This window comes from Streptomyces yerevanensis (genome assembly GCF_000716805.1).
GTDB classification, from domain to species: domain Bacteria; phylum Actinomycetota; class Actinomycetes; order Streptomycetales; family Streptomycetaceae; genus Streptomyces; species Streptomyces flaveus.
Genome location: NZ_JNWJ01000051.1, coordinates 40,484 through 61,437, shown reverse-complemented (window position 1 = coordinate 61,437; position 20,954 = coordinate 40,484). Strand labels below are relative to the sequence as shown.

General features: G+C 70.2%; 20 protein-coding genes. 12 read left to right on the top strand and 8 right to left on the bottom strand.

The features are described 5' to 3' along the window. The 4 genes from OP79_RS51105 to OP79_RS37480 form a co-directional block, all read left to right on the top strand. A partial coding sequence (locus OP79_RS51105; protein WP_033326887.1) for a flavodoxin-dependent (E)-4-hydroxy-3-methylbut-2-enyl-diphosphate synthase occupies window positions 1–367 on the top strand: 367 nt, incomplete at its 5' end. A gap of 103 nt (window positions 368–470) precedes the next feature. Further along, complete coding sequence (locus tag OP79_RS37490; RefSeq protein WP_033326881.1) at window positions 471–1,319, top strand: GNAT family N-acetyltransferase; 849 nt, start codon at window positions 471–473, stop codon at window positions 1,317–1,319. Between the two features lie 192 nt (window positions 1,320–1,511). Further along, window positions 1,512–2,081: a GNAT family N-acetyltransferase gene (locus OP79_RS37485; protein WP_051745208.1), complete on the top strand. Its 570-nt coding sequence runs from the start codon at window positions 1,512–1,514 to the stop codon at window positions 2,079–2,081. 87 nt (window positions 2,082–2,168) lie between these two features. Beyond that, entirely contained in the window at window positions 2,169–3,863 is a 1,695-nt protein-coding gene (locus OP79_RS37480; RefSeq protein WP_033326880.1) for a proline--tRNA ligase, read from the top strand. Window positions 3,864–3,905: 42 nt separating this feature from the next. Here OP79_RS37480 and OP79_RS37475 read toward each other — a convergent pair whose 3' ends face one another. The 3 genes from OP79_RS37475 to OP79_RS37465 are packed head-to-tail and all read right to left on the bottom strand — an operon-like array spanning window position 3,906 to window position 5,895. Then, window positions 3,906–4,808, bottom strand: coding sequence for an aminoglycoside phosphotransferase family protein (locus OP79_RS37475; RefSeq protein WP_033326879.1), 903 nt, complete (start codon window positions 4,806–4,808; stop codon window positions 3,906–3,908). A gap of 41 nt (window positions 4,809–4,849) precedes the next feature. Then, window positions 4,850–5,299 (bottom strand): ferritin-like domain-containing protein, encoded by a 450-nt coding sequence (locus OP79_RS37470; protein WP_033326878.1) that lies wholly within the window; start codon window positions 5,297–5,299, stop codon window positions 4,850–4,852. Window positions 5,300–5,340: 41 nt separating this feature from the next. Next, window positions 5,341–5,895 (bottom strand): hypothetical protein, encoded by a 555-nt coding sequence (locus tag OP79_RS37465; protein WP_033326877.1) that lies wholly within the window; start codon window positions 5,893–5,895, stop codon window positions 5,341–5,343. A 184-nt stretch (window positions 5,896–6,079) separates the two neighbouring features. Between OP79_RS37465 and rimP the strand changes: the two genes are divergently transcribed. From rimP to OP79_RS37415, 8 genes are all read left to right on the top strand, one after another. Further along, window positions 6,080–6,577 (top strand): ribosome maturation factor RimP, encoded by a 498-nt coding sequence (rimP, locus tag OP79_RS37460; RefSeq protein ID WP_033326876.1) that lies wholly within the window; start codon window positions 6,080–6,082, stop codon window positions 6,575–6,577. Between the two features lie 2 nt (window positions 6,578–6,579). Further along, window positions 6,580–7,590, top strand: a complete 1,011-nt coding sequence (gene nusA / locus OP79_RS37455) for a transcription termination factor NusA (protein ID WP_033326875.1) — start codon at window positions 6,580–6,582, stop codon at window positions 7,588–7,590. Between the two features lie 102 nt (window positions 7,591–7,692). Continuing rightward, window positions 7,693–7,986, top strand: a complete 294-nt coding sequence (locus OP79_RS37450; protein WP_078492252.1) for a YlxR family protein — start codon at window positions 7,693–7,695, stop codon at window positions 7,984–7,986. Window positions 7,987–8,132: 146 nt separating this feature from the next. After that, window positions 8,133–11,285 (top strand): translation initiation factor IF-2, encoded by a 3,153-nt coding sequence (infB, locus tag OP79_RS52590; RefSeq protein WP_078492251.1) that lies wholly within the window; start codon window positions 8,133–8,135, stop codon window positions 11,283–11,285. Between the two features lie 413 nt (window positions 11,286–11,698). Then, on the top strand, window positions 11,699–11,992 hold the full coding sequence (locus OP79_RS37430) for a DUF503 domain-containing protein (RefSeq protein WP_033326870.1): 294 nt from the start codon (window positions 11,699–11,701) through the stop codon (window positions 11,990–11,992). Between the two features lie 84 nt (window positions 11,993–12,076). Further along, window positions 12,077–12,541 (top strand): 30S ribosome-binding factor RbfA, encoded by a 465-nt coding sequence (gene rbfA / locus OP79_RS37425; RefSeq protein WP_033326869.1) that lies wholly within the window; start codon window positions 12,077–12,079, stop codon window positions 12,539–12,541. Continuing rightward, window positions 12,538–13,446: a tRNA pseudouridine(55) synthase TruB gene (truB, locus tag OP79_RS37420; protein ID WP_033326868.1), complete on the top strand. Its 909-nt coding sequence runs from the start codon at window positions 12,538–12,540 to the stop codon at window positions 13,444–13,446. Before rbfA ends, truB begins: the two co-directional genes overlap by 4 nt. A 159-nt stretch (window positions 13,447–13,605) precedes the next feature. After that, window positions 13,606–14,559, top strand: a complete 954-nt coding sequence (locus OP79_RS37415) for a bifunctional riboflavin kinase/FAD synthetase (RefSeq protein ID WP_033326867.1) — start codon at window positions 13,606–13,608, stop codon at window positions 14,557–14,559. Between the two features lie 78 nt (window positions 14,560–14,637). Here OP79_RS37415 and OP79_RS37410 read toward each other — a convergent pair whose 3' ends face one another. From OP79_RS37410 to OP79_RS37390, 5 genes are read right to left on the bottom strand one after another with little or no spacing between them, the layout of a single operon-like run. Continuing rightward, window positions 14,638–15,672 carry an ABC transporter ATP-binding protein gene (locus OP79_RS37410; protein WP_033326866.1) on the bottom strand — a complete coding sequence of 345 codons (1,035 nt, stop codon included), beginning with the start codon at window positions 15,670–15,672 and terminating at the stop codon, window positions 14,638–14,640. After that, window positions 15,669–16,748 (bottom strand): ABC transporter ATP-binding protein, encoded by a 1,080-nt coding sequence (locus OP79_RS37405; RefSeq protein ID WP_078492250.1) that lies wholly within the window; start codon window positions 16,746–16,748, stop codon window positions 15,669–15,671. Before OP79_RS37405 ends, OP79_RS37410 begins: the two co-directional genes overlap by 4 nt. Next, window positions 16,745–17,674, bottom strand: a complete 930-nt coding sequence (locus OP79_RS37400) for an ABC transporter permease (protein WP_033326865.1) — start codon at window positions 17,672–17,674, stop codon at window positions 16,745–16,747. The genes OP79_RS37405 and OP79_RS37400 overlap by 4 nt, the downstream gene beginning before the upstream one ends. Next, complete coding sequence (locus tag OP79_RS37395; RefSeq protein WP_033326864.1) at window positions 17,671–18,738, bottom strand: ABC transporter permease; 1,068 nt, start codon at window positions 18,736–18,738, stop codon at window positions 17,671–17,673. The genes OP79_RS37400 and OP79_RS37395 overlap by 4 nt, the downstream gene beginning before the upstream one ends. A 27-nt stretch (window positions 18,739–18,765) precedes the next feature. Next, entirely contained in the window at window positions 18,766–20,652 is a 1,887-nt protein-coding gene (locus tag OP79_RS37390; protein ID WP_033326863.1) for an ABC transporter substrate-binding protein, read from the bottom strand. Window positions 20,653–20,954 lie beyond the last annotated feature (302 nt).

The window sequence follows — 20,954 nt, the reverse complement described above, 5'->3', positions numbered from 1 at the left end:
CCCGGTGGTGATGGTCAACGCCTACCGGCAGCTGGCCGCCCAGTGCGACTACCCGCTGCACCTGGGCGTGACGGAGGCGGGCCCCGCCTTCCAGGGCACGATCAAGTCGGCGGTGGCCTTCGGGGCGCTGCTCTCCGAGGGGGTGATGGGCTGCGTCGTGAACGGTCCTGGTGAGGCGAGGGAGGCGGACCTGGGGGTCGCCTCCGGCAACGGCAAGGGGCAGATCTTCGTGAAGGGCGAAGTCATCAAGACGGTGCCCGAGTCGAAGATCGTGGAGACCCTGATCGACGAGGCCATGAAGATCGCCGAACAGATGGAGGCGGACGGGATCGCCTCCGGGGAGCCTTCGGTTTCGGTGGCGGGCTGACGGGAGGCGCGGCGGGGGGAGGCCCCCGCCAACGGGCGGCGCCGCCAATATTCGCCAGGTACAGTGCGGGGAATCAGCAGATCCCAGGGTGAGGCCCCCGTACGTGTTGACGCAGACCACCACCAGGGTCCTCGAACCGAGTGACCTGGACGCCGCGCTCGCCGTCCTCGACCGCGAGCCGGTCGTGAACGCCTTCGTGACCTCCCGGGTGCAGATCGCGGGCCTCGACCCGTGGCGGCTCGGCGGCGAGATGTGGGGCTGGTACGAGGACGGCATGCTGACGTCCCTCTGTTACGCGGGCGCCAACCTGGTCCCGATCTGCGCCACCCCCCGCGCCGTACGCGCCTTCGCGGACCGGGCCCGTCGCGCGGGCCGCCGCTGCTCCTCCATAGTCGGCCCGGCCGAGGCCACCGCCCAGCTGTGGCGGCTCCTCGAGCCGAACTGGGGCCCCGCCCGCGAGGTCCGCCCCCAACAGCCCCTGATGGTCACCGACCGGGTGCCCTCCGACATCGCCCCGGATCCGTACGTCCGCCGCATCCGCAAGGACGAGATGGAAACGATCCTGCCCGCCTGCGTGGCGATGTTCACCGAGGAGGTCGGCATCTCGCCGCTCGCCGGTGACGGCGGGCTCCTCTACCAGGCCCGGGTCGCCGAACTCGTCGGCTCCGGGCGCTCGTTCGCCCGTCTCGGCCCGGACGGCCGGGTGATCTTCAAGGCGGAGATCGGCGCCGCGACCCCACAGGCCTGCCAGATACAGGGCGTCTGGGTGGCCCCCGAATACCGCGGCCAGGGCCTCGCGGCCCCCGGCATGGCAGCCGTCCTGCGCTATGCCCTCGCGGACGTGGCCCCGGTCGTCAGCCTGTACGTCAACGACTTCAACACGGCGGCGCGGTCGACGTACCGCAGGGTCGGCTTCAAGGAGATCGGCGCGTTCATGAGCGTGCTGTTCTGAATCGTCCTGTTCCAGAGCGCGCTGTTCTCGGGGCGAGCCCCGAAAGGGGCGCAGCCCCTCAGGGGCGCGGGGCTGTGACATTTGCGGCTCCGCCGCGCGGGCGCGACCAGCCACAGACGACCCGCACCCGAACGACAACCGATCTCACCCGGCTCAACCCAGCGGAGCGCAAAGCACAGGTAGTCTCCGGGCATGCTTCGCATCCCCGGTCAGGGCCCCCGTACGCCCGACGACGTCGTCATCGGCCCGTTGGATCTGGCCGCGCGGATCGATGAGGCGCTCGCCGTGCAGGCCGTGGCCTTCGGGCTCGGCGCGGACGAGATCGCCGTACGGCGGCAGATCGTGCTGCGGCATCTCACCTACCCCGGCGCCCGCGCACTCGGCGCCACCACCCCCGGCGGCCGGCTCGTCGGCTTCGTCTACGGCATGCCCAACGACCGTGCGCACTGGTGGTCCACCGTCGTCGAGCCCTATCTGCGCAGCCAGGGCCACGACGCCTGGCTAGACGACTCCTTCGTGATCACCGAGCTGCACGTCCACCCGCACTACCAGAACCGCGGCATCGGCCGAGCCCTGATCACCACCATCACGGACGCCGCCACCCAGCCCCGCTCGATCCTCTCGGCCATCGACACGGACAGCCCGGCCCGCGGCCTCTATCACTCACTCGGCTACCAGGACCTGGCCCGCAACGTCCTGTTCCCCAGCGCCCCGAAGCCGTACGCGGTGATGGGTGCCCACCTTCCCCTCCGCAGGCGCTAGCTGCCGGGGCGCCAATCGATTTCCACCCCCCGGTACCGCCCGGCTAACCTCCTAGCCATCACCCTTATCCGGCAGGAGTTAAGAATCATGGCCCAGGTCCAGCGCATGTCCCGGTTGATGGTCAAGACACTGCGCGACGACCCGGCGGACGCCGAGACGCTCAGCCACAAGCTGCTCGTCCGCGCCGGTTACGTGCGCCGCACGTCGGCCGGTATCTGGACCTGGCTGCCGCTGGGCAAGAAGGTCCTCGAGAACGTCGCGCGTGTGGTGCGCGAGGAGATGGACGCCATCGGCGGCCAGGAGGTTCTGCTGCCCGCCCTGCTGCCGCGTGAGCCGTACGACGCTTCGGGCCGCTGGGACGAGTACGGCGATCTCCTCTTCCGCGTCAAGGACCGCAAGGGCGCCGACTATCTCCTGGGCCCCACACACGAGGAGATCTTCACCCAGATCGTCAAGGACCAGTGCTCGTCCTACAAGGATCTGCCGGTGATCCTCTACCAGATCCAGACCAAGTACCGGGACGAGGCCCGCCCCCGCTCCGGTGTGCTGCGCGGCCGTGAGTTCCAGATGAAGGACTCGTACTCCTTCGACACCACGGACGAGGGCCTGGTGGAGTCGTACGGGCTGCACCGCGAGGCGTACCAGAAGATCTTCGCGCGCCTCGGTCTCGACTACCGCATCGTCTCAGCCGTCTCCGGCGCGATGGGCGGCTCGGCCTCGGAGGAGTTCCTCGCGCCCGCCGCGGCTGGCGAGGACACCTTCGTGGACTGCCCGGCCTGCGACTACGCGGCCAACACGGAGGCGGTCACCTTCGCGCTCACGCCGGTCGAAGGCGTCGAGCACGGTCCGGTCGAGGAACTGGACACCCCCGACACCCCGACCATCGAGACCCTCGCCGAGCACCTGGGCGTGCCGGCCTCCGCCACCCTCAAGAACCTCCTCGTCAAGGTCGACGGCGAGATCGTCGCCGTCGGCGTCCCCGGCGACCGCGAGGTCGACCTCGGCAAGCTGGGCGAGCATCTGGCTCCGGCGGTGGTGGAGTTGGTGACGGCCGAGGACTTCGTGGGCCGTGCGGATCTCGTACGCGGTTACGTCGGCCCGCAGGGCCTGGACAAGGTCCGCTACATCGCCGACCCGCGCGTGGCGCCGGGTACGGCCTGGATCACGGGCGCGAACAAGGCGGACAAGCACGCCCGCAACGTGGTCTGCGGCCGGGACTTCGAGGTCGACGACTACCTCGACGTGGTCGTCGTCGAGGAGGGCGACCCCTGCCCCGCCTGCGGCACCGGCCTCAAGATGGGCCGCGCCATCGAGATCGGTCACATCTTCCAGCTGGGCCGCAAGTACGCCGACACCTTCCAGCTCGATGTCCTCGGCCAGAACGGCAAGCCGGTTCGCGTGACGATGGGCTCGTACGGCATCGGTGTCTCACGTGCGGTGGCCGCGCTGGCCGAGCAGTCGGCGGACTCGCAGGGCCTGTGCTGGCCTCGCGAGGTGGCCCCGGCCGATGTGCACGTCGTCGCCGCAGGCAAGGCCCTGCAGACCGAACTGGCCCTCGACGTCTCGGAGAAGCTGGGCGCGGCGGGCGTACGCGTCCTGGTGGATGACCGGGCCGGCGTCTCACCGGGCGTCAAGTTCACGGACTCCGAACTGATCGGCGTCCCCCAGATCCTGGTGGCCGGCCGCCGCTCGGCCGAGGGCGTCCTTGAGCTCAAGGACCGCCGCACCGGGGAACGCGAGGAGCTGACGGTGGCCGAGGCCATCGCTCGCCTGACGGCGTAACGGGGGGCTGTGTGCGGGAAGTTCGCGGCGGGGCGAGCCCCCTCACAGCCAGCCCGCGAACTCCAGCAACAGCTCAGCGTCCTGGACCCGCCCCACCCGCCGGGCCCGTACCCCCGACTCGACGGCCCGGAACAGCGTCCACCCCCGCAGCCGCTCCTGGTCCACGTCCAGGGACTCCGCGAGACGCTTCACCCGGCGGCGTGTGGTCGAGGCCCCGGCGGGCGAAGCGATCAGGTCCTCGACGCGGTCGCGGACCAGGCGGGCCAGATCGAAGGCGCACTCGCCGACGACGGGATCGGGACCGACGGCCAGCCAGGGGCTGCGTTCACCGGCGAGGACCTTGCTCTGCCGGAAGGTGCCGTGCAGCAGACGCTCCTCCGGCGGAGCCGCGAGCAACTGCTCACGGGCCGCGAGCGCCGCGTCGACCAGCGGCAGCGCCTCCGCGTCGGCACTCGCCCGCATCGCATCGGCCTGCCGTCCCGTCCGCTCGGCCACGGTCTCGAAGGCGTACCCGGCAGGCGGCTCGACCCACAGCCGCCGCAGCGTCCCGGCCGCCTCCAGCATCGACTTCGCCTCGGGCAACGACCGCACGGACAGGTCGGGATGCAGCCGCTCCAGGAGCAGCACACCACTGGTCGAGGGGAGCCCGGAGGACTCGAGGAGCCGTACCGCGCCCCGTCCGTCCCAGTGCGCGAGCGCGGCCCGCTCGCTCTCCGGCCGCGCTCGCGGCGGCGCGAGCTTGAGGACGGCGGGGGTTCCGTCCGGCAGCCGCACCAGCACCACAAGACTGCTGCGCCCGCCGGGCACCTGCACCCGCTCCACGGTCAACTCGCGTACCGCGACGGCTTGTCGAGCCGTCTCGGGCAGCTTCTCCAACCAGTCGTCACCGGCCGGTGACGACTCGCCGAGCGCCCTGACGAGCCGCTGCGGCGGTTCGAAAGCCATACGCGAGTGTTCCCTTCCGACGTGCTCGACGTGAACGACTGTTACGTGCGGGGTGTTGTCGGCACCGCGGCCGGGGCGGCCCGTTCGGCGAGACCAGGGAAGGCTACGCTCCCGCCACGCCAGCGTGCCGCCCGCACCGCCGCCTCCCGCAAGGCCTGAGCGGCATCGCGCCGCCGCGCACCTTCGGCGGCCCGTACGACATCCGAGTACACACCGGCCACCCGCTCCTCCAACTCGACGGCGAGCCGCACAGCCGCGTCCGCGTCGGTCACCGGGAACGGCAACGCGTACGCGGCCGCCGCCGACTCCGGCTTCCCGTCCAGGTCCCGCACGGCCCGCACGAGCCCGTCGCGCCGGGCCCGATGCGCGTCGTACGCCGCCTGCGCCTCAGCCTGCCGCTCCTCGCCCACCTTTCCGCCCACGACCCCGTACCCGTACACCGCGGCATGCTCGGCACGCAGCGCGGCCTGCACGGCCTTCAGCTCGACCAAGGCCGCCGCCTCCCCGGAACTCCAGGAACTCTGAGACCCGCTCACTTCCTACCCTCCGCCAACAAGTACACGTGCACCGCACCGGCCGCCGCCACCGAGGCCAGCAGCCGAGCCAGCTCTCCCGGCACCTCCTCCAGCGCCTTCGTACGCCGGTCCGCCAACGCCCGCTCGGCCGAGGCCAGTTCGGCGAGGGCGTCCTCCTCGCGGGCCGGAACGCCTGCGGCCGGAGCACTCGCGGAAGCAGCGGGAGACGAAGAAGCCGAAGACGCCGAGGCACTGGGTGTGGCAGACGCCCGCTTCCCGCCCCCGAACGCCTCCGCATGCCGTACGACCTCCGCCCGCAGCGGCGACAACCGCGCCGCCAGCGCCGGATGCGCGGCGAGCACGGCCTCGTACCGCGCCGCGAGCCCCTCGCTGTCGCGTGCCGCGCGCGCGCGTGCCCGATCGGCGGCGGAAGTGCTCCCCTTGGTGGTCTCGGAGGAGGAGTCGGAGGCGGAGCAGCCGGTGAGCAGCGCGGCTCCCGCACCGGCGGCTGAGGCGAGCAGGCTCCTTCGGCGCGGCCCCGAGGGCGAGCGCGACGGCGGGGTGAACGACAAGGCAGACGTCCTCGGCAGGCTCGTACGAAAGGAAGGGCGGCGACCGGAGTTCCGGGTGCGCCTGCCCCGGATCAAGGTAACCCGCGGTGATGCCGGTGGAACGCAACACCCTCCTGGACCCGATACCCTTTGACCTGACACGCGACCTACCCACAACAGCACACGCGGCCGAGGAGTCACCCGGATGAGCACCACCCAGAGCGAGAGGCTGCGAGGACTGCTGGAACCGCTCGTCAGCTCCCAGGGACTCGATCTCGAGGAGATCGAAGTGGACTCGGTCGGGCGTAAGCGTGTGCTGCGCGTCGTCGTCGATTCCGACGAAGGTGCCGACCTCGACCAGATCGCCGAAGTGAGCCGCGTGCTCTCGGCGAAGCTCGACGAGACGGACGCGATGGGCGAGGGCGAGTACACCCTCGAAGTGGGAACCCCAGGTGCGGAGCGCGAGCTCAGGGAACACCGTCACTACGTACGCGCCACCGGCCGGCTGGTGAGGTTCCAGCTGACCGAGGGGGGCGAGCTTCTCGCCCGGATCCTCGAGGTGGACGACGAGGGCGTGGACCTCGAAGTGCCCGGTGTGAAGGGGCGCAAGGCCACCGCCAGAAGGCTCGCCTTTGAGGACATCGCCAAGGCGCGCGTCCAGGTCGAGTTCAGCCGCAAGGACAAGAAGGAAGAGGAGGCGTAGCCGTGGACATCGACATGAGTGCCCTGCGGGGCTTGGTACGGGAGAAGGAGATCTCCTTCGACCTGCTGGTCGAAGCGATCGAATCGGCCCTCCTCATCGCGTATCACCGCACCGAGGGAAGCCGCCGCCACGCACGCGTGGAGCTCAACCGCGAGACCGGCCATGTGACCGTGTGGGCGAAGGAGGACCCCGAGGACCTCGAAGAGGGCCAGGAGCCCCGCGAGTTCGACGACACCCCGACCGGCTTCGGCCGCATCGCCGCCACCACCGCCAAGCAGGTCATCCTGCAGCGCCTGCGGGACGCCGAGGACGACGCGACGCTCGGCGAGTACGTGGGCCGCGAGGGCGACATCGTCACCGGCGTCGTCCAGCAGGGCCGCGACCCGAAGAACGTACTCGTGGACATCGGCAAGCTGGAGGCCATCCTGCCGGTGCAGGAGCAGGTTCCCGGCGAGACGTATCAGCACGGGATGCGGCTGAGGTCGTACGTCGTCCGGGTGGCCAAGGGTGTGCGTGGGCTCTCGGTGACACTCTCCCGGACGCACCCCAATCTGGTGAAGAAGCTCTTCGCCCTCGAGGTGCCGGAGATCGCCGACGGATCCGTCGAGATCGCCGCCATCGCCCGGGAGGCGGGGCACCGTACGAAGATCGCTGTCCGGTCCACCCGTTCGGGCCTGAACGCCAAGGGTGCCTGCATCGGGCCCATGGGCGGCCGTGTGCGAAATGTCATGGCCGAACTGAACGGCGAGAAGATCGACATCGTCGACTGGTCCGACGACCCGGCCGACATGGTCGCCAACGCGCTCTCCCCGGCCCGGGTCTCCAAGGTCGAGGTCGTCGACCTCGCCGCCCGCTCCGCGCGCGTGACGGTGCCCGACTACCAACTGTCCCTGGCCATCGGCAAAGAAGGGCAGAACGCCCGGCTCGCCGCCCGGCTGACCGGCTGGCGGATCGACATCCGTCCGGACACGGAACAGACCGGTGAGCAGGCCGGGGACCAGCGGGGGGAATAGATCACGCCTCCCGGTCGCTGAGATCACGACAGTTTTATACGCGGCAACCGTTCGATTCATGCCCCAAAGGGGTGAGGTCGGTGCGGGGAGGTAGACTTGATTGTGTCTGGCCGGACGTCAGCCCGAGCATGCCCTGAGCGCACGTGTGTGGGGTGCCGGGAGCGAGCGGCCAAGGACGATCTGCTGCGCATCGTGGCGATCGAGGGCGCCTGCGTCCCCGATCATCGCGGTACGCTGCCCGGCCGGGGTGCCTATGTACACCCCGCCCTGGTCTGTCTCGATCTGGCGGTGCGCCGCCGGGCGTTCCCACGGGCGCTGCGTGCCCCGGGACCGCTCGACACAAAGGCGTTGCGCCTAGCCGTCGAGAAGACCGTTGCCGAGAAGGCAACACCGTAAGACGTGTCGCACGGAACCCCGTGCGGCCCTGGTACCCCGCGAGTTGGAAGTAGGTCGAGATTGCGATGAGCACTCGATGAGCACGCGATGAGTACGCCCATGAAGTAGCGACGGTCCGGACGCAACCCGGACCTAAAAGGAGCGAAGTGGCTAAGGTCCGGGTATACGAACTCGCCAAGGAGTTCGGGGTTGAGAGCAAGGTCGTCATGGCCAAGCTCCAAGAACTCGGTGAATTTGTCCGTTCTGCGTCTTCGACGATCGAAGCGCCCGTAGTACGCAAACTGACTGACGCCCTCCAGCAGGGCAACGGCGGCGGCAAGCCCGCCCCGCGCAAGGCCGCGCCCGCCAGGCCGGCCTCCCCCTCTCCGGCGCAGGCCGCCCGTCCGGCTGCCCCGCGTCCGCCGGCCCCGAAGTCACCGGCCGCGGAGAGGCCCGCGGCTCCGGCCGGTGGGCCGGTCACTCCGGGTCCGCGTCCGACGCCGGGTCCCAAGCCGCCCGCGCCGAAGCCCGCTCCGGCGTCTCCGGCTCCGGCCGCGCCCGAGTTCACGGCGCCTCCTGCGGCACCCGCGGCACCTGCGGCATCCTCAGGTCCCGCGGCTCCCGCAGGTCCGCGTCCGGGTGGTGCCCGTCCGGGTGCCCCGAAGCCGGGCGCTCGTCCGAGTGGTCCCGCTCAGGGCGGCGGTCAGGGCCGTGGTGACCGCGGTGACCGTCAGGGCGCTCCGCGTCCGGGTGGTCAGGGCTCGCGTCCGGGTGGCCGTCCGGCCGGCCCGCGTCCGGGCAACAACCCGTTCACCTCTGGTGGCTCCACCGGTATGGCGCGCCCGCAGGCGCCCCGTCCGGGCGGTGCACGTCCTGGCCCCGGTGGACCTGGCGGCCCCGGTGCCCCGGGTGCTCCGCGTCCCCAGGGCGCGGGCCAGGACCGTGGTCCTCGTCCGCAGGGTGGTCCCGGTGGCGCTCCGCGTCCCGGCGGCGGCCCCGGCGGCAACCGTCCGACTCCGGGCGGCATGCCTCGTCCGCAGGGTGGTCCCGGTGGCGCTCCGCGTCCCGGTGGCGGCCCCGGCGGCAACCGTCCGAACCCCGGAATGATGCCGCAGCGTCCGGCTGCCGGTAGCCCGCGTCCCGGCGGCGGTGGCCCCGGTGGCCGCGGTCCCGGTGGCGGCGGTCGTCCCGGCGGTGGCGGCGGCGGTCGTCCCGGTGGCGGCGGCTTCGCCGGTCGTCCCGGTGGCCCCGGTGGCGGTGGCGGTTTCGCCGGTCGTCCCGGTGGCCCCGGTGGCGGTGGCGGCGGTTTCGCCGGTCGTCCGGGTGGTCCCGGTGGCGGCGGTGGCCGTCCCGGCTTCGGCGGTCGTCCGGGTGGTCCCGGTGGCCGTGGTGGCACGCAGGGCGCCTTCGGTCGTCCCGGCGGTCCCGCGCGTCGTGGCCGCAAGTCGAAGCGGCAGAGGCGCCAGGAGTACGAGGCCATGCAGGCCCCGTCGGTCGGCGGCGTGATGCTGCCTCGCGGCAACGGACAGACCGTCCGCCTGTCGCGCGGTGCGTCCCTCACCGACTTCGCGGAGAAGATCAACGCCAATCCGGCGTCGCTCGTCGCCGTGATGATGAACCTCGGCGAGATGGTCACTGCCACGCAGTCCGTCTCCGACGAGACCCTCCAGCTGCTCGCCGGCGAGATGAACTACGTCGTCGAGATCGTCAGCCCGGAGGAGGAGGACCGCGAGCTGCTCGAGTCCTTCGACATCGAGTTCGGCGAGGACGAGGGCGGCGAGGAGTTCCTCGCGCCGCGTCCGCCGGTCGTGACCGTCATGGGTCACGTCGACCACGGTAAGACCCGACTGCTCGACACCATCCGCAAGACGAACGTCGTCGCGGGCGAGGCCGGCGGTATCACGCAGCACATCGGTGCGTACCAGGTCGCCACCCAGGTCAACGAAGAAGAGCGCAGGATCACCTTCATCGACACCCCGGGTCACGAGGCGTTCACCGCCATGCGTGCCCGTGGTGCCAAGTCGACCGACATCGCGATCCTCGTGGTGGCGGCCAACGACGGTGTGATGCCCCAGACGATCGAGGCGTTGAACCACGCCAAGGCGGCCGGTGTGCCGATCGTGGTCGCGGTCAACAAGATCGACGTCGAGGGTGCCGACCCGACCAAGGTGCGCGGTCAGCTCACCGAGTTCGGTCTGGTGGCCGAGGAGTACGGCGGCGACACGATGTTCGTCGACATCTCCGCCAAGCAGGGCCTCAACATCGAGAACCTGCTGGAGGCCGTGGTCCTCACCGCGGACGCCTCGCTCGACCTGCGGGCCAACCCGGAGCAGGACGCGCAGGGTATTGCGATCGAGTCCCACCTCGACCGCGGCCGTGGTGCCGTCTCGACGGTCCTGGTCCAGCGCGGCACGCTGCGCATCGGCGACACGATGGTGGTCGGCGACGCGTACGGCCGTGTCCGGGCGATGCTCGACGACAACGGCAACAACGTCGAGGAAGCGGGTCCGTCGACCCCCGTCCTGGTCCTGGGTCTCACCAACGTCCCGGGCGCCGGCGACAACTTCCTCGTCGTCGACGAGGACCGTACGGCCCGTCAGATCGCAGAGAAGCGTGCCGCTCGTGAGCGGAACGCCAACTTCGCCCGCCGGGGTGTCCGGTTCTCCCTGGAGAACCTGGACGAGGCCCTCAAGGCCGGTCTGGTGCAGGAACTCAACCTCATCATCAAGGGCGACGCGTCCGGTTCGGTGGAGGCTCTCGAGTCCTCGCTGCTCCAGCTCGACGTCGGTGAAGAGGTCGACATCCGTGTCCTGCACCGTGGTGTGGGTGCGGTCACCGAGTCGGACATCGACCTGGCGACCGGCTCCGACGCCATCGTCATCGGCTTCAACGTCCGCGCGGCCGGTCGTGCCTCGCAGATGGCGGAGCGCGAGGGCGTCGACGTCCGCTACTACTCGGTGATCTACCAGGCCATCGAGGAGATCGAGGCGGCCCTCAAGGGCATGCTCAAGCCGGAGTACGAAGAGGTCGAGCTCGGCACGGCGGAGATCCGCGAGGTCTTCCGCTCGTCCAAGCTGGGCAACATCGCCGGTGTGCTGGTCCGCTCCGGCGAGGTCAAGCGCAACACCAAGGCGCGGTTGCTGCGCGATGGCAAGGTCATCGCGGAGAACCTCACCATCTCCGGTCTGCGTCGCTTCAAGGACGACGTCACCGAGATCCGCGAAGGGTTCGAGGGCGGTATCAACCTCGGCAACTTCAACGACATCAAGATCGATGACGTCATCGCGACGTACGAGATGCGGGAGAAGCCCCGCGGATAACACGGGTGCCTGAGGTTGGCCGGCGGGGTTCCGCCGGCCAACCTTCCCGTTTCCTGAGGGCTCCGCCCCCAGACCCCCGTATCGGCCTGAACGGCCTCGTCCTCAAACTCCCCCACTCTCGGCTTCGCTCGAGCGGGGGGACCCCCACGACGGGCTGAAAATCAGCCCCTCCGGCGTTTGAGGAGCGGGGGTCCGGGGGCTGGCCCCCGAAACGGGGTCCGGGGCGAAGCCCCGAAGGGGGTCTGGGGGTGCAGCCCTCAGCGGGGTCCGGGGCCGACCCCGGGACGGGTAGGGGCGGCGGGGGCGAAAACCCCGTCGAGCCGAACCGGCCCCCCGTTGTACCGTTCTCGACGTCCCTGCCAAGAGCTTGGCGGGTCATCTACCCCGTACCGGCGGGACATCCGGACACACACATGTACGTGGGGACTCTGTCCTTCGATCTGCTTCTCGGCGACGTACGGTCGCTGAAGGAGAAGCGTTCCGTCGTCCGGCCGATCGTGGCGGAGCTCCAGCGCAAGTTCGCGGTGAGCGTGGCGGAAGTGGGCGATCAGGATCTGTATCGCAGGGCCGAGATCGGCCTTGCGGTGGTCTCGGGAGACACGGGGCATCTGACGGACGTACTGGACCGGTGCGAGCGCATGGTCGCCGGCCGGCCGGAGGTGGAGTTGCTGTCCGTACGACGGCGGCTGCACGGCGACGACGACTGACCGTGCACGACGATGGACTGTGCACGCGGACACCCGCGGCACACGCGGATACGCGGAACAGGCAAGAAAGAGGGAGACGGACCAGTGGCCGACAACGCGCGGGCGAAGAGGCTGGCGGACCTCATCCGAGAGGTGGTGGCCCAGAAGCTGCAGCGCGGGATCAAGGACCCGCGGCTCGGTACCCACGTCACCATCACGGACACCCGGGTCACCGGGGATCTGCGGGAGGCGACCGTCTTCTACACGGTGTACGGGGACGACGAGGAGCGGGCGGAGGCGGCAGCCGGCCTGGAGAGCGCCAAGGGCGTGCTCCGCTCGGCCGTCGGGGCTGCGGCGGGCGTGAAGTTCACGCCGACCCTGAGCTTCGTGGCGGACGCCCTGCCGGACACCGCCAAGACCATCGAGGACCTGCTCGACAAGGCACGGGCCTCGGACGCGAAGGTACGCGAGGTCTCGGCCGGCGCCAGCTTCGCGGGTGACGCGGATCCGTACAAGAAGCCGGACGAAGAGGACGAGACGCCAGAGACGGACGGCGACGCCCCGGCATGACCCAGAAGAACAACCGGACGCCCGACGGCCTGGTCATCGTCGACAAGCCGTCGGGCTTCACTTCGCACGACGTGGTCGCCAAGATGCGCGGGATCGCGAAGACACGCCGCGTCGGACACGCCGGAACCCTCGACCCCATGGCGACGGGCGTCCTCGTCCTCGGCGTGGAAAAGGCGACCAAGCTTCTCGGCCATCTCGCGCTGACCGAGAAGGAGTACCTGGGCACGATTCGGCTCGGGCAGACGTCCGTCACCGATGACGCCGAAGGTGACATCACGGCCTCCGCCGACGCCTCGGGTATCGTCCGGGACGCCATCGACGCCGGGATCGCCAAGCTCACCGGCGACATCATGCAGGTGCCGTCCAAGGTCAGCGCCATCAAGATCGACGGGGTGCGCTCGTACAAGCGGGCCCGCGAGGGTGAGGACTTCGAGATCCCGGCCCGGCCGGTCAAGGTCTCCTCCTTCTCCGTGTACGACGTCCGGGGCGCCGTCGCCGAGGACGGCACGCCCGTACTGGACCTGGTCGTCTCGGTGGTCTGCTCCTCGGGGACGTACATCCGTGCGCTGGCCCGCGACCTCGGCGCCGACCTGGGTGTCGGCGGCCATCTGACGGCGTTGCGCCGCACCCGTGTCGGCCCCTACAAGCTCGACTCCGCGCGCACGCTCGACCAGCTCCAGCAGGAGCTGACCGTGATGCCTCTGGCGGAGGCCGCCGCGGCCGCGTTCCCGCGCTGGGACGTGGACGCGAAGAGGGCACGGCTGCTGACGAACGGGGTCCGGCTCGAGATGCCCGAGGTGTACGCGGGGGCCGGCACCGTCGGGGTGTTCGATCCCGAGGGGCGGTTCCTCGCGCTGGTGGAGGAGCAGAAGGGCAAGGCGAAAAGCCTGGCCGTCTTCGGCTGACCGGGACTGACCGGCGGGGTGCGGCCTGTCACAGGGCCCATGCCGATGCGGGGCGAGGGGGTGCGGCATGGCACCCTGGGACCTGCGTATGAGAGACCTGCGTATGAGGCGATCGGTACGCAGCCAATACGGACACGGGTTCTACGAGGAGCGGTCACAGTGCAGCGCTGGCGTGGCTTGGAGGACATCCCCCAGGACTGGGGGCGCAGCGTCGTCACCATCGGCTCGTACGACGGCGTGCACCGCGGGCATCAGCTGATCATCCGGCATGCCGTGGAGCGGGCACGTGAGCTGGGCGTTCCGTCCGTGGTCGTGACGTTCGACCCGCACCCGAGCGAGGTCGTGCGCCCCGGCAGCCACCCGCCGCTGCTCGCCCCGCACCACCGCCGAGCCGAACTGATGGCGGACCTGGGTGTCGACGCCGTGCTCATCCTGCCCTTCACCACCGAGTTCTCGAAGCTCTCGCCCGCCGACTTCGTCGTCAAGGTCCTCGTCGACAAGCTGCACGCCAAGGCCGTCGTGGAGGGCCCGAACTTCCGCTTCGGCCACAAGGCCGCCGGGAACGTGGCGTTCCTGACCGAGCAGGGGAAGACGTACGACTTCGAGGTCGAGGTCGTCGACCTGTACGTGACCGGCGCGGCCGGGGGCGGCGAGCCCTTCTCCTCCACGCTGACCCGACGGCTCGTCGCCGAGGGCGACGTCGAGGGCGCGCGCGAGATCCTGGGCCGCCCGCACCGGGTCGAGGGCGTCGTCGTACGCGGTGCCCAGCGCGGCCGTGAGCTGGGCTTCCCGACCGCCAACGTCGAGACGCTCCCGCACACCGCGATCCCCGCCGACGGCGTCTACGCCGGCTGGCTGCACACCCAGGGCGAGGCCATGCCCGCCGCGATCTCCGTCGGCACGAACCCGCAGTTCGAGGGCACGGAGCGGACCGTCGAGGCGTACGCCATCGACCGCGTCGGACTCGACCTGTACGGCCTGCATGTCGCGGTCGACTTCCTGGCCTTCGTCCGCGGGCAGGCCAAGTTCGACTCCATCGAGGGGCTGCTGGAGACGATGGCTCAGGACGTGAAGCGCTGCCGGGAGCTGGTGGAGGCGTACGAGGGGGAGTAGGCGGCTGTTGTACGTGGCTGGGGGCGTCCGGTGCCGGTGAGGGCACCGGACGCCCCCAGCCACGTATCGACCACTCGACTACGGCCGCACCTGCTCCACGGCCTCCGTCCGGACGACCCGTGCCCAGTGGCAGGCCACCTGGGTCCGGCCGGCTCCGGCCAGTACCGGCAGGTCCTGTTCGCGGCAGGCGTCCGCGACTGAGGCGCGTTCGGCCTCGCCGCTCGCGAGGATCTGGCAGCGGGCGTGGAAGCGGCAGCCGGAGGGGATGCGGGAGGGGTCCGGGGGTTCGCCGGTGAGGACCACCGGATCGCCGGGTGCCTCCGGCAGGACGGACAACAGGGCCTGGGTGTACGGGTGTTGGGGTGCCGTCAGGACCTGCTCCACCGGTCCCGTCTCCACGATCCGGCCCAGGTACATCACCGCGACCCGGTCGGCGATGTTCCACGCGAGGCCGAGGTCGTGCGTCACCACGAGGGCGGACAGGCCGAGTTCGGTGCGCAGACGTAGTAGGAGGGCCAGGATCTCGCCGCGTACGGAGGCGTCGAGGGAGGCCACCGGCTCGTCGGCGACGATGAGTTCGGGCTCCAGGACGAGCGCGCCCGCGATGACGACGCGCTGCCGCTGGCCGCCGGACAGTTCGTGCGGGTAGCGGAGGAAGAAGCGCTCGGGTGGACGCAGCCCGGCTCGGGAGAGGGCCTCGGCGACCGCCGCCCGCTCGTCACCCGCGTACCTGTGGATACGCAGGCCCTCCGCCACCGCGTCGTACACCGTGTGCCGCGGATTGAGCGAGCCGCTCGGATCCTGAAGGACCAGCTGAACGCGTCTGCGGTACGCCTTGAGAGCCCGCGAGGAGTACTCGAGGGGCCTGCCCGCGAACGTGACCCGGCCCGCGGTCGGCGGAACGAGCCCGAGCAGCGAGCGCGCCAGCGTCGTCTTGCCGCAGCCCGACTCCCCGACCAGCGCGACGATCTCCCCGGGCCGGATGTCGAGGTCGACCCCGTCGACGGCCCGGGCCTGGGCTGCGCCGTGGCGACCGGGGAAGGTGACGTGCAGACCTTCGGCGCTGAGGAGGGGCGCCGTCCTGGAGGGCGGGGGAGGAGTGGTGCTCGTCATGGCGTACTGCTCCTCGCTTCTCCGGCGGCATCTCCGGCGGGTTCTCCGACGGCTTCGCCTGCGGCGGGTGAGCTGGCGGCCTCGGCCGACGCCGCGCCGGACTGTCCGTCGGGCCCGGCCGGCCCCGGCGCCCTCACGTGGACGCACGCCGCTCGGCGTGCCGGGCCCGCGTCGCGCAGCGGCTGGTCCTCCGTGGCGCACATGTCCAGGGCCTCCGGGCAGCGTGGATGGAACGTGCAGCCGGAGGGCAGCGCAGCCGGATCCGGAGGGTCGCCCGGCAGGCCGCGTGGCGCGAAGCGCGAGGCAGGGTCGCCGATTCGGGGGAACGCTGCCGACAAAGCCCGGGCGTACGGATGGTGGGCGTTCTCGTAGACCGACTGCGCCGGGCCTTCCTCCACCACCCGGCCCGCGTACATCACCGCGAGCCGGTCGCAGGTGTCGGAGAGGACCGCGAGGTCATGGCTGATCATGATGAGGCCCAGGTCCTGTTCGGCGACGAGCTGTTCGATGAGGCGGAGGATCTGCGCCTGGATCATCACGTCGAGCGCCGTGGTCGGCTCGTCCGCGATGATCAGGCGGGGATCGCAGGCCAGCGCCATCGCGATCATGACGCGTTGGCGCTGGCCGCCCGACAGCTCGTGCGGGTACGCGGACGCGCGTGCCGCCGGAAGGCCCACGTGCTCCAGGAGTTCGCCGGCCTTCTTGCGGGCGCCCGCGGGCGTCGCCTTCCTGTGCAGCAGGATCGGCTCGGCGATCTGGTCGCCGACGCGGTGCACGGCGTTGAGCGAGTGCATCGCGCCCTGGAACACGATCGAGGCACCGGCCCACCGGACCGCCCGTACCCGCCCCCACTTCATGCCCAGCACGTCCTCGCCGTCCAGGAGAATCTCCCCGGACACCCGCGTCCCGGACGGCAGCAGCCGCAGCAGCGCGAGCGCCAGCGTCGACTTCCCGCAGCCCGACTCACCCGCGAGGCCGAGCTTCTGGCCCGCGTCCACGGTGAGGTTCACCCCGCGCACGGCGGCGGCCCCACCTGCGTACGTCACTTCCAGGTCGCGTACCTCCAGAAGCCTCAACGGGCCACCCCCAGCCTGGGGTTGAGAACGGACTCGACCGCACGCCCGCACAGCGTGAACGCGAGGGCGACGACGGCGATCGCGATACCCGGCGGGACGAGGTACCACCACTTCCCGGAACTGACCGCGCCCGCCTCCCGCGCGTCCTGGAGCAGCCCGCCCCAGGAGACCACCGTCGGATCGCCGAGCCCGAGGAATGCCAGCGTGGCCTCGGCGAGGATCGCGGAGGAGATGATCAGCGTCGTCTGGGCCAGCACCAGCGGCATGACGTTCGGCAGGACATGGCGGGACATGATGTGCCAGTGACCGCCGCCGAGCGCCCTGGCGCGTTCGATGTACGGCCGCGACTCCACGGCCAGAGTCTGCGCGCGCACCAGCCGGGCTGTGGTCGGCCAGGTCGTGACGCCGATCGCCAGGATGATCGTGCTGAGCGAACGGGACATCACGGTGGCGAGCGCGATCGCGAGCACCAGCGTCGGCATGACCAGGAACCAATCCGTGATCCGCATCAGCACGGTCGCGTACCAGCCCCGGAAGTGCCCGGCGGTGATCCCGATGAGTGCCCCGATCGCCACCGAAAGCACGGCCGCGAGCAGCCCCACGAGCAGCGAGACCCGCGAGCCCCAGACCACAAGACCGAGCAGACTGCGCCCGAACTGGTCCGTGCCCAGCGGGAATTCGGCACTCGGACTCTCCAGCGGCCCGCCCGGCGCGTCCGTCACGCTCTGCACATCGGAGCCGATGGTCAGCGGCGCGGTCAGCGCGACCAGCGCGAAGAGCACGAGGGCGGCCAGCCCGAAGAGACCGGCGCGGTGCGAACGGTACTGCTTCCAGAAGCGGGCTGCCGAGTGACGGCGGCGCTGCCGGGCGAGTGCGCGCGGACTCGCCTTCGCAGCCTGAGGCGGGGGAGTTGCTTCGGTTGTCATCGGCCCACCCGGGGGTCGAGCAGCGGATAGATCAGGTCGGCCAGCGTGTTCATCACGATCACCGCCGCCGCGAAGATGAAGAACAGCCCCTGGACCAGGGGGAGATCGGGCACGCTCAGCGCCTGGTAGAAGAGCCCGCCGAGGCCCGGCCAGGAGAAGACGGTCTCGACGAGGATCACACCCGCGACGGTCCGCCCGAGATTGACGAAGATCAGCGTCACGGTCGGCAGCATCGCGTTCGGCACGGCATGGCGACGGCGTACGAGATCGTCCCGAAGTCCCTTGGCCCGCGCGGTCGTCAGATAGTCGCTGCCCATCTCGTCCAGCAGCGCGGACCGTGTGACGAGCAGGGTCTGCCCGTACTCCACCGCGACCAGCGTGATCACCGGCAGGACCAGGTGATGGGCGACGTCGAGGACGTACGCGAAACCCTCCTCGCCGCCCGACTCCATGCCGCCGGTCGGGAAGAGGCCCGGAATCGGGCCGATGCCCACCGAGAAGACGATGATGAGCAGCAGCCCCAGCCAGAACGACGGAATCGAGTAAAGGGTCAGCGCCAGACCGGTGTTGAGCCGGTCGCCGAGCCTGCCGTGGCGCCAGGCGGCACGCGTACCGAGGAAGACGCCGAGCGCCGTGTAGAGGACGAACGCCGTGCCGGTGAGCAGCAGCGTGTTCGGCAGCGCCTCGGTGATCTTGTCGATGACGGGTGCGTTGAACTGGTACGAGGTGCCGAGATCGCCGGTGAGCGCCTTGCCGCAGTACTCCGTGAACTGCTGCCACAGCGGCAGATCAAGGCCGAACTCCCGCCGGTAGGTGGCGAGTTGCTCGGCGGACACCTGGCGCCCGCCCGTCATGTACTTCACCGGGTCGCCGGGGATCAGCCGGAAGAGGAAGAAACTGGTGACGAGGACGGCGAGCAGCGAGACGGCGGCGCCGCCCACCTTGCCCGCCACATACCGCAGATACGCGGTTCTCGTGCGCGCCCGTGGCCCGCGGACCGACGGCCCGGCCTCGGCGGGGCCGTCGGTCTTCTCGACCAGCGAGGGTGTCGCTTCAGCGGTCATCTCAGTCGTGGGACTCTCACTCGTTGGTCATTCGCGGTCTTCGGTAGTGGCACGACGGCGCATCGTGAAGAACGCCCCGGCGCCCGCCAGGACCACGACCCCCGCGACGATGCCGATGATGACGCCCGCGGAGCTCGACTCCTCGGAGGCAGCCTCGCCGTCGGCGGCCGGAGTCGCCGACCACCAGCCCCAGTAGCCGTCCTGGCCGTAGATGTTCCCCGCGTCCTGAGGCATCGTCATGATCGACTCGATCTGGTCGGTGCGATAGGCCTCGACCGCGTTCGGGTACGCCATGACGTTCATGTACCCGGTGTCGTACAGCCGCGACTCCATCTGCTTGACGAGGTCCGCCCGTTTGGCGGGGTCGTACTCGGCGAGCTGCTTCTCGTACAGCTCGTCGTACTGCTTGTCGCAGATGAAGTTGTCCGTCGCGCCGGTGTCCTTGGGGGTGGCCGGGAGTGCGGCGCAGGTGTGGATGGACAGGACGAAGTCCGGGTCGGGGTTGACGGACCAGCCGTCGAAGGCGAGGTCGTACTCACCGGCCAGCCATGGGTCGGTCACGTTGTCCAGGCAGTTGAGGGTGACGCCGATGCCGAGCTCGCCCCACCACTCCTGGAGGTACTTGCCAACTGCCTTGTCCTGGGGGTCGGTTGCGTGGCACAGAATGCGGTAGTTGATCGGCTTGCCGTCCTTGCCGACCCGCTTGCCGTCGGCGTTCTTCTTGTAGCCCGCCTGGTCGAGGAGCTGATTCGCCTTGTTCGGGGCGTACGACAGTTTCTGACCATCCGTCGGCTTCCAGTGATACGTCGAGAAGCGCGGCGGGATATAGCCCTCGCCCTCGACCGCATGGCCCTGGAAGACCTTGTCGATGATGGTCTTGCGGTCCACGGACATGAACAGCGCCTGACGGACCTTCTGATCGAGCAGCGACTCATGACCGTCGCCGAACTTCTCGCCGTTCTTGGCCCGCGCGCCCGGGTTGGTCGCGAGCGCGTAGAAACGGCGGCCGGGCGCATCGTTGACCTTGATGTTCTCCTCGCCCTTGAGGGACGCGGCCTGCGCCGGCGTCAGGGCGGGAGCGCCCGCGACGAAGGAGACCTCGCCCTTGCGCAGGGCGGCGACGGCGGCGTCCTGGTCCTTGTAGTAGCGGAAGACCAGTTCGTCGAACTTCGGGGCCCCACGCCAGAAGGACGTGTTGGCCTTCAGCCGTACGAAGCTGTCGGGGGCGTAGTCGGTGATGACGAACGGTCCGTTGCCGACGATGGGGAACGTCTTGTCGTTGTTGAACTTCGAGAAGTCGCCGACGTTCTCCCACACGTGCTTCGGCACGATCGGTACGTCCAGCGCGGCCATCGTGGCCTGCGGCTTCTTCAGTTCGATGACGAGCTTGGTGGGGCTCGGGGCGGTGACCTTGCGGAAGTTCGCGACGAAGCTGCCGTTCGCGGTGGCCGCGCCCTCGTCGGTCATCATCTTGTTGAACGTCCACGCCGCGTCCTCGGCGGTGGCCTGCTTGCCGTCCGACCATTTGGAGTTGTCACGGATCGTGTACGTCCAGGTGAGCTTGTCGGCGGACGGCTCCCACTTGGTGGCCAGGCCCGGGACCGCGTGGTTGTCCTTCGGGTCGTAGTTGGTCAGGTACTCGTACATGAGCCGGTGAATGCTCGTACTGACCAGCCGCGTCGCCAGGAACGGGCTCAGCGAGTCGACGCTCTGCGCCACGGCGACGGTGAGGACGTCTTTGCCGTCCTCCGCCGCCCGGGCCTGCTGGGGTGCCGGGTTGAGAGGGGTGGTGAGGGCGGCTGTGAGGGTGAGGGCGGCGGTGGCCGCGGCCAGGAGGAGGCGGAGGGGGCGGAGGGAGCGGACGGGGGTGCGTTTGGTTCTGTCGTACTGGCTGTACCGGTCGTGGGTGTCCATGGCTGCTGACCTCGCTGACCTCGCGTCATCACCGGCAGTTTGGTGTGCGTGTCTATCAGTGGCGATCGGCGTGCGTCAACGGTGGGAACACCCCATGTGGCCTGCGGAAATAACGAGTTGACGCGGATTTGGCGACCATTGGTTCAGACCGGTGAAGGTGCCCTGGTAGCAGCCTGGCGGTGGGGATCGGACGGGGATCGGGGCTGGTGTGAGGGTGTTTCGGGGGCCGTGGGTGGGGTCGGTGTCGGGACGTCCGCGGGCGGATACGGGCGTACGCGAAGAGCCCGCGCCGTTGGGGAACG

Bases quoted from the DNA above. Each gene is read 5' to 3' on its own strand.
- OP79_RS37485 (WP_051745208.1), top strand. From the start codon at position 1,512: ATGCTTCGCATCCCCGGTCAGGGCCCCCGTACGCCCGACGACGTCGTC.
- OP79_RS37480 (WP_033326880.1), top strand. From the start codon at position 2,169: ATGGCCCAGGTCCAGCGCATGTCCCGGTTGATGGTCAAGACACTGCGC.
- OP79_RS37475 (WP_033326879.1), bottom strand. From the start codon at position 4,808: ATGGCTTTCGAACCGCCGCAGCGGCTCGTCAGGGCGCTCGGCGAGTCG.
- rimP (WP_033326876.1), top strand. From the start codon at position 6,080: ATGAGCACCACCCAGAGCGAGAGGCTGCGAGGACTGCTGGAACCGCTC.
- OP79_RS37430 (WP_033326870.1), top strand. From the start codon at position 11,699: ATGTACGTGGGGACTCTGTCCTTCGATCTGCTTCTCGGCGACGTACGG.
- truB (WP_033326868.1), top strand. From the start codon at position 12,538: ATGACCCAGAAGAACAACCGGACGCCCGACGGCCTGGTCATCGTCGAC.
- OP79_RS37410 (WP_033326866.1), bottom strand. From the start codon at position 15,672: ATGACGAGCACCACTCCTCCCCCGCCCTCCAGGACGGCGCCCCTCCTC.
- OP79_RS37400 (WP_033326865.1), bottom strand. From the start codon at position 17,674: ATGACAACCGAAGCAACTCCCCCGCCTCAGGCTGCGAAGGCGAGTCCG.
- OP79_RS37395 (WP_033326864.1), bottom strand. From the start codon at position 18,738: ATGACCGCTGAAGCGACACCCTCGCTGGTCGAGAAGACCGACGGCCCC.
- OP79_RS37390 (WP_033326863.1), bottom strand. From the start codon at position 20,652: ATGGACACCCACGACCGGTACAGCCAGTACGACAGAACCAAACGCACC.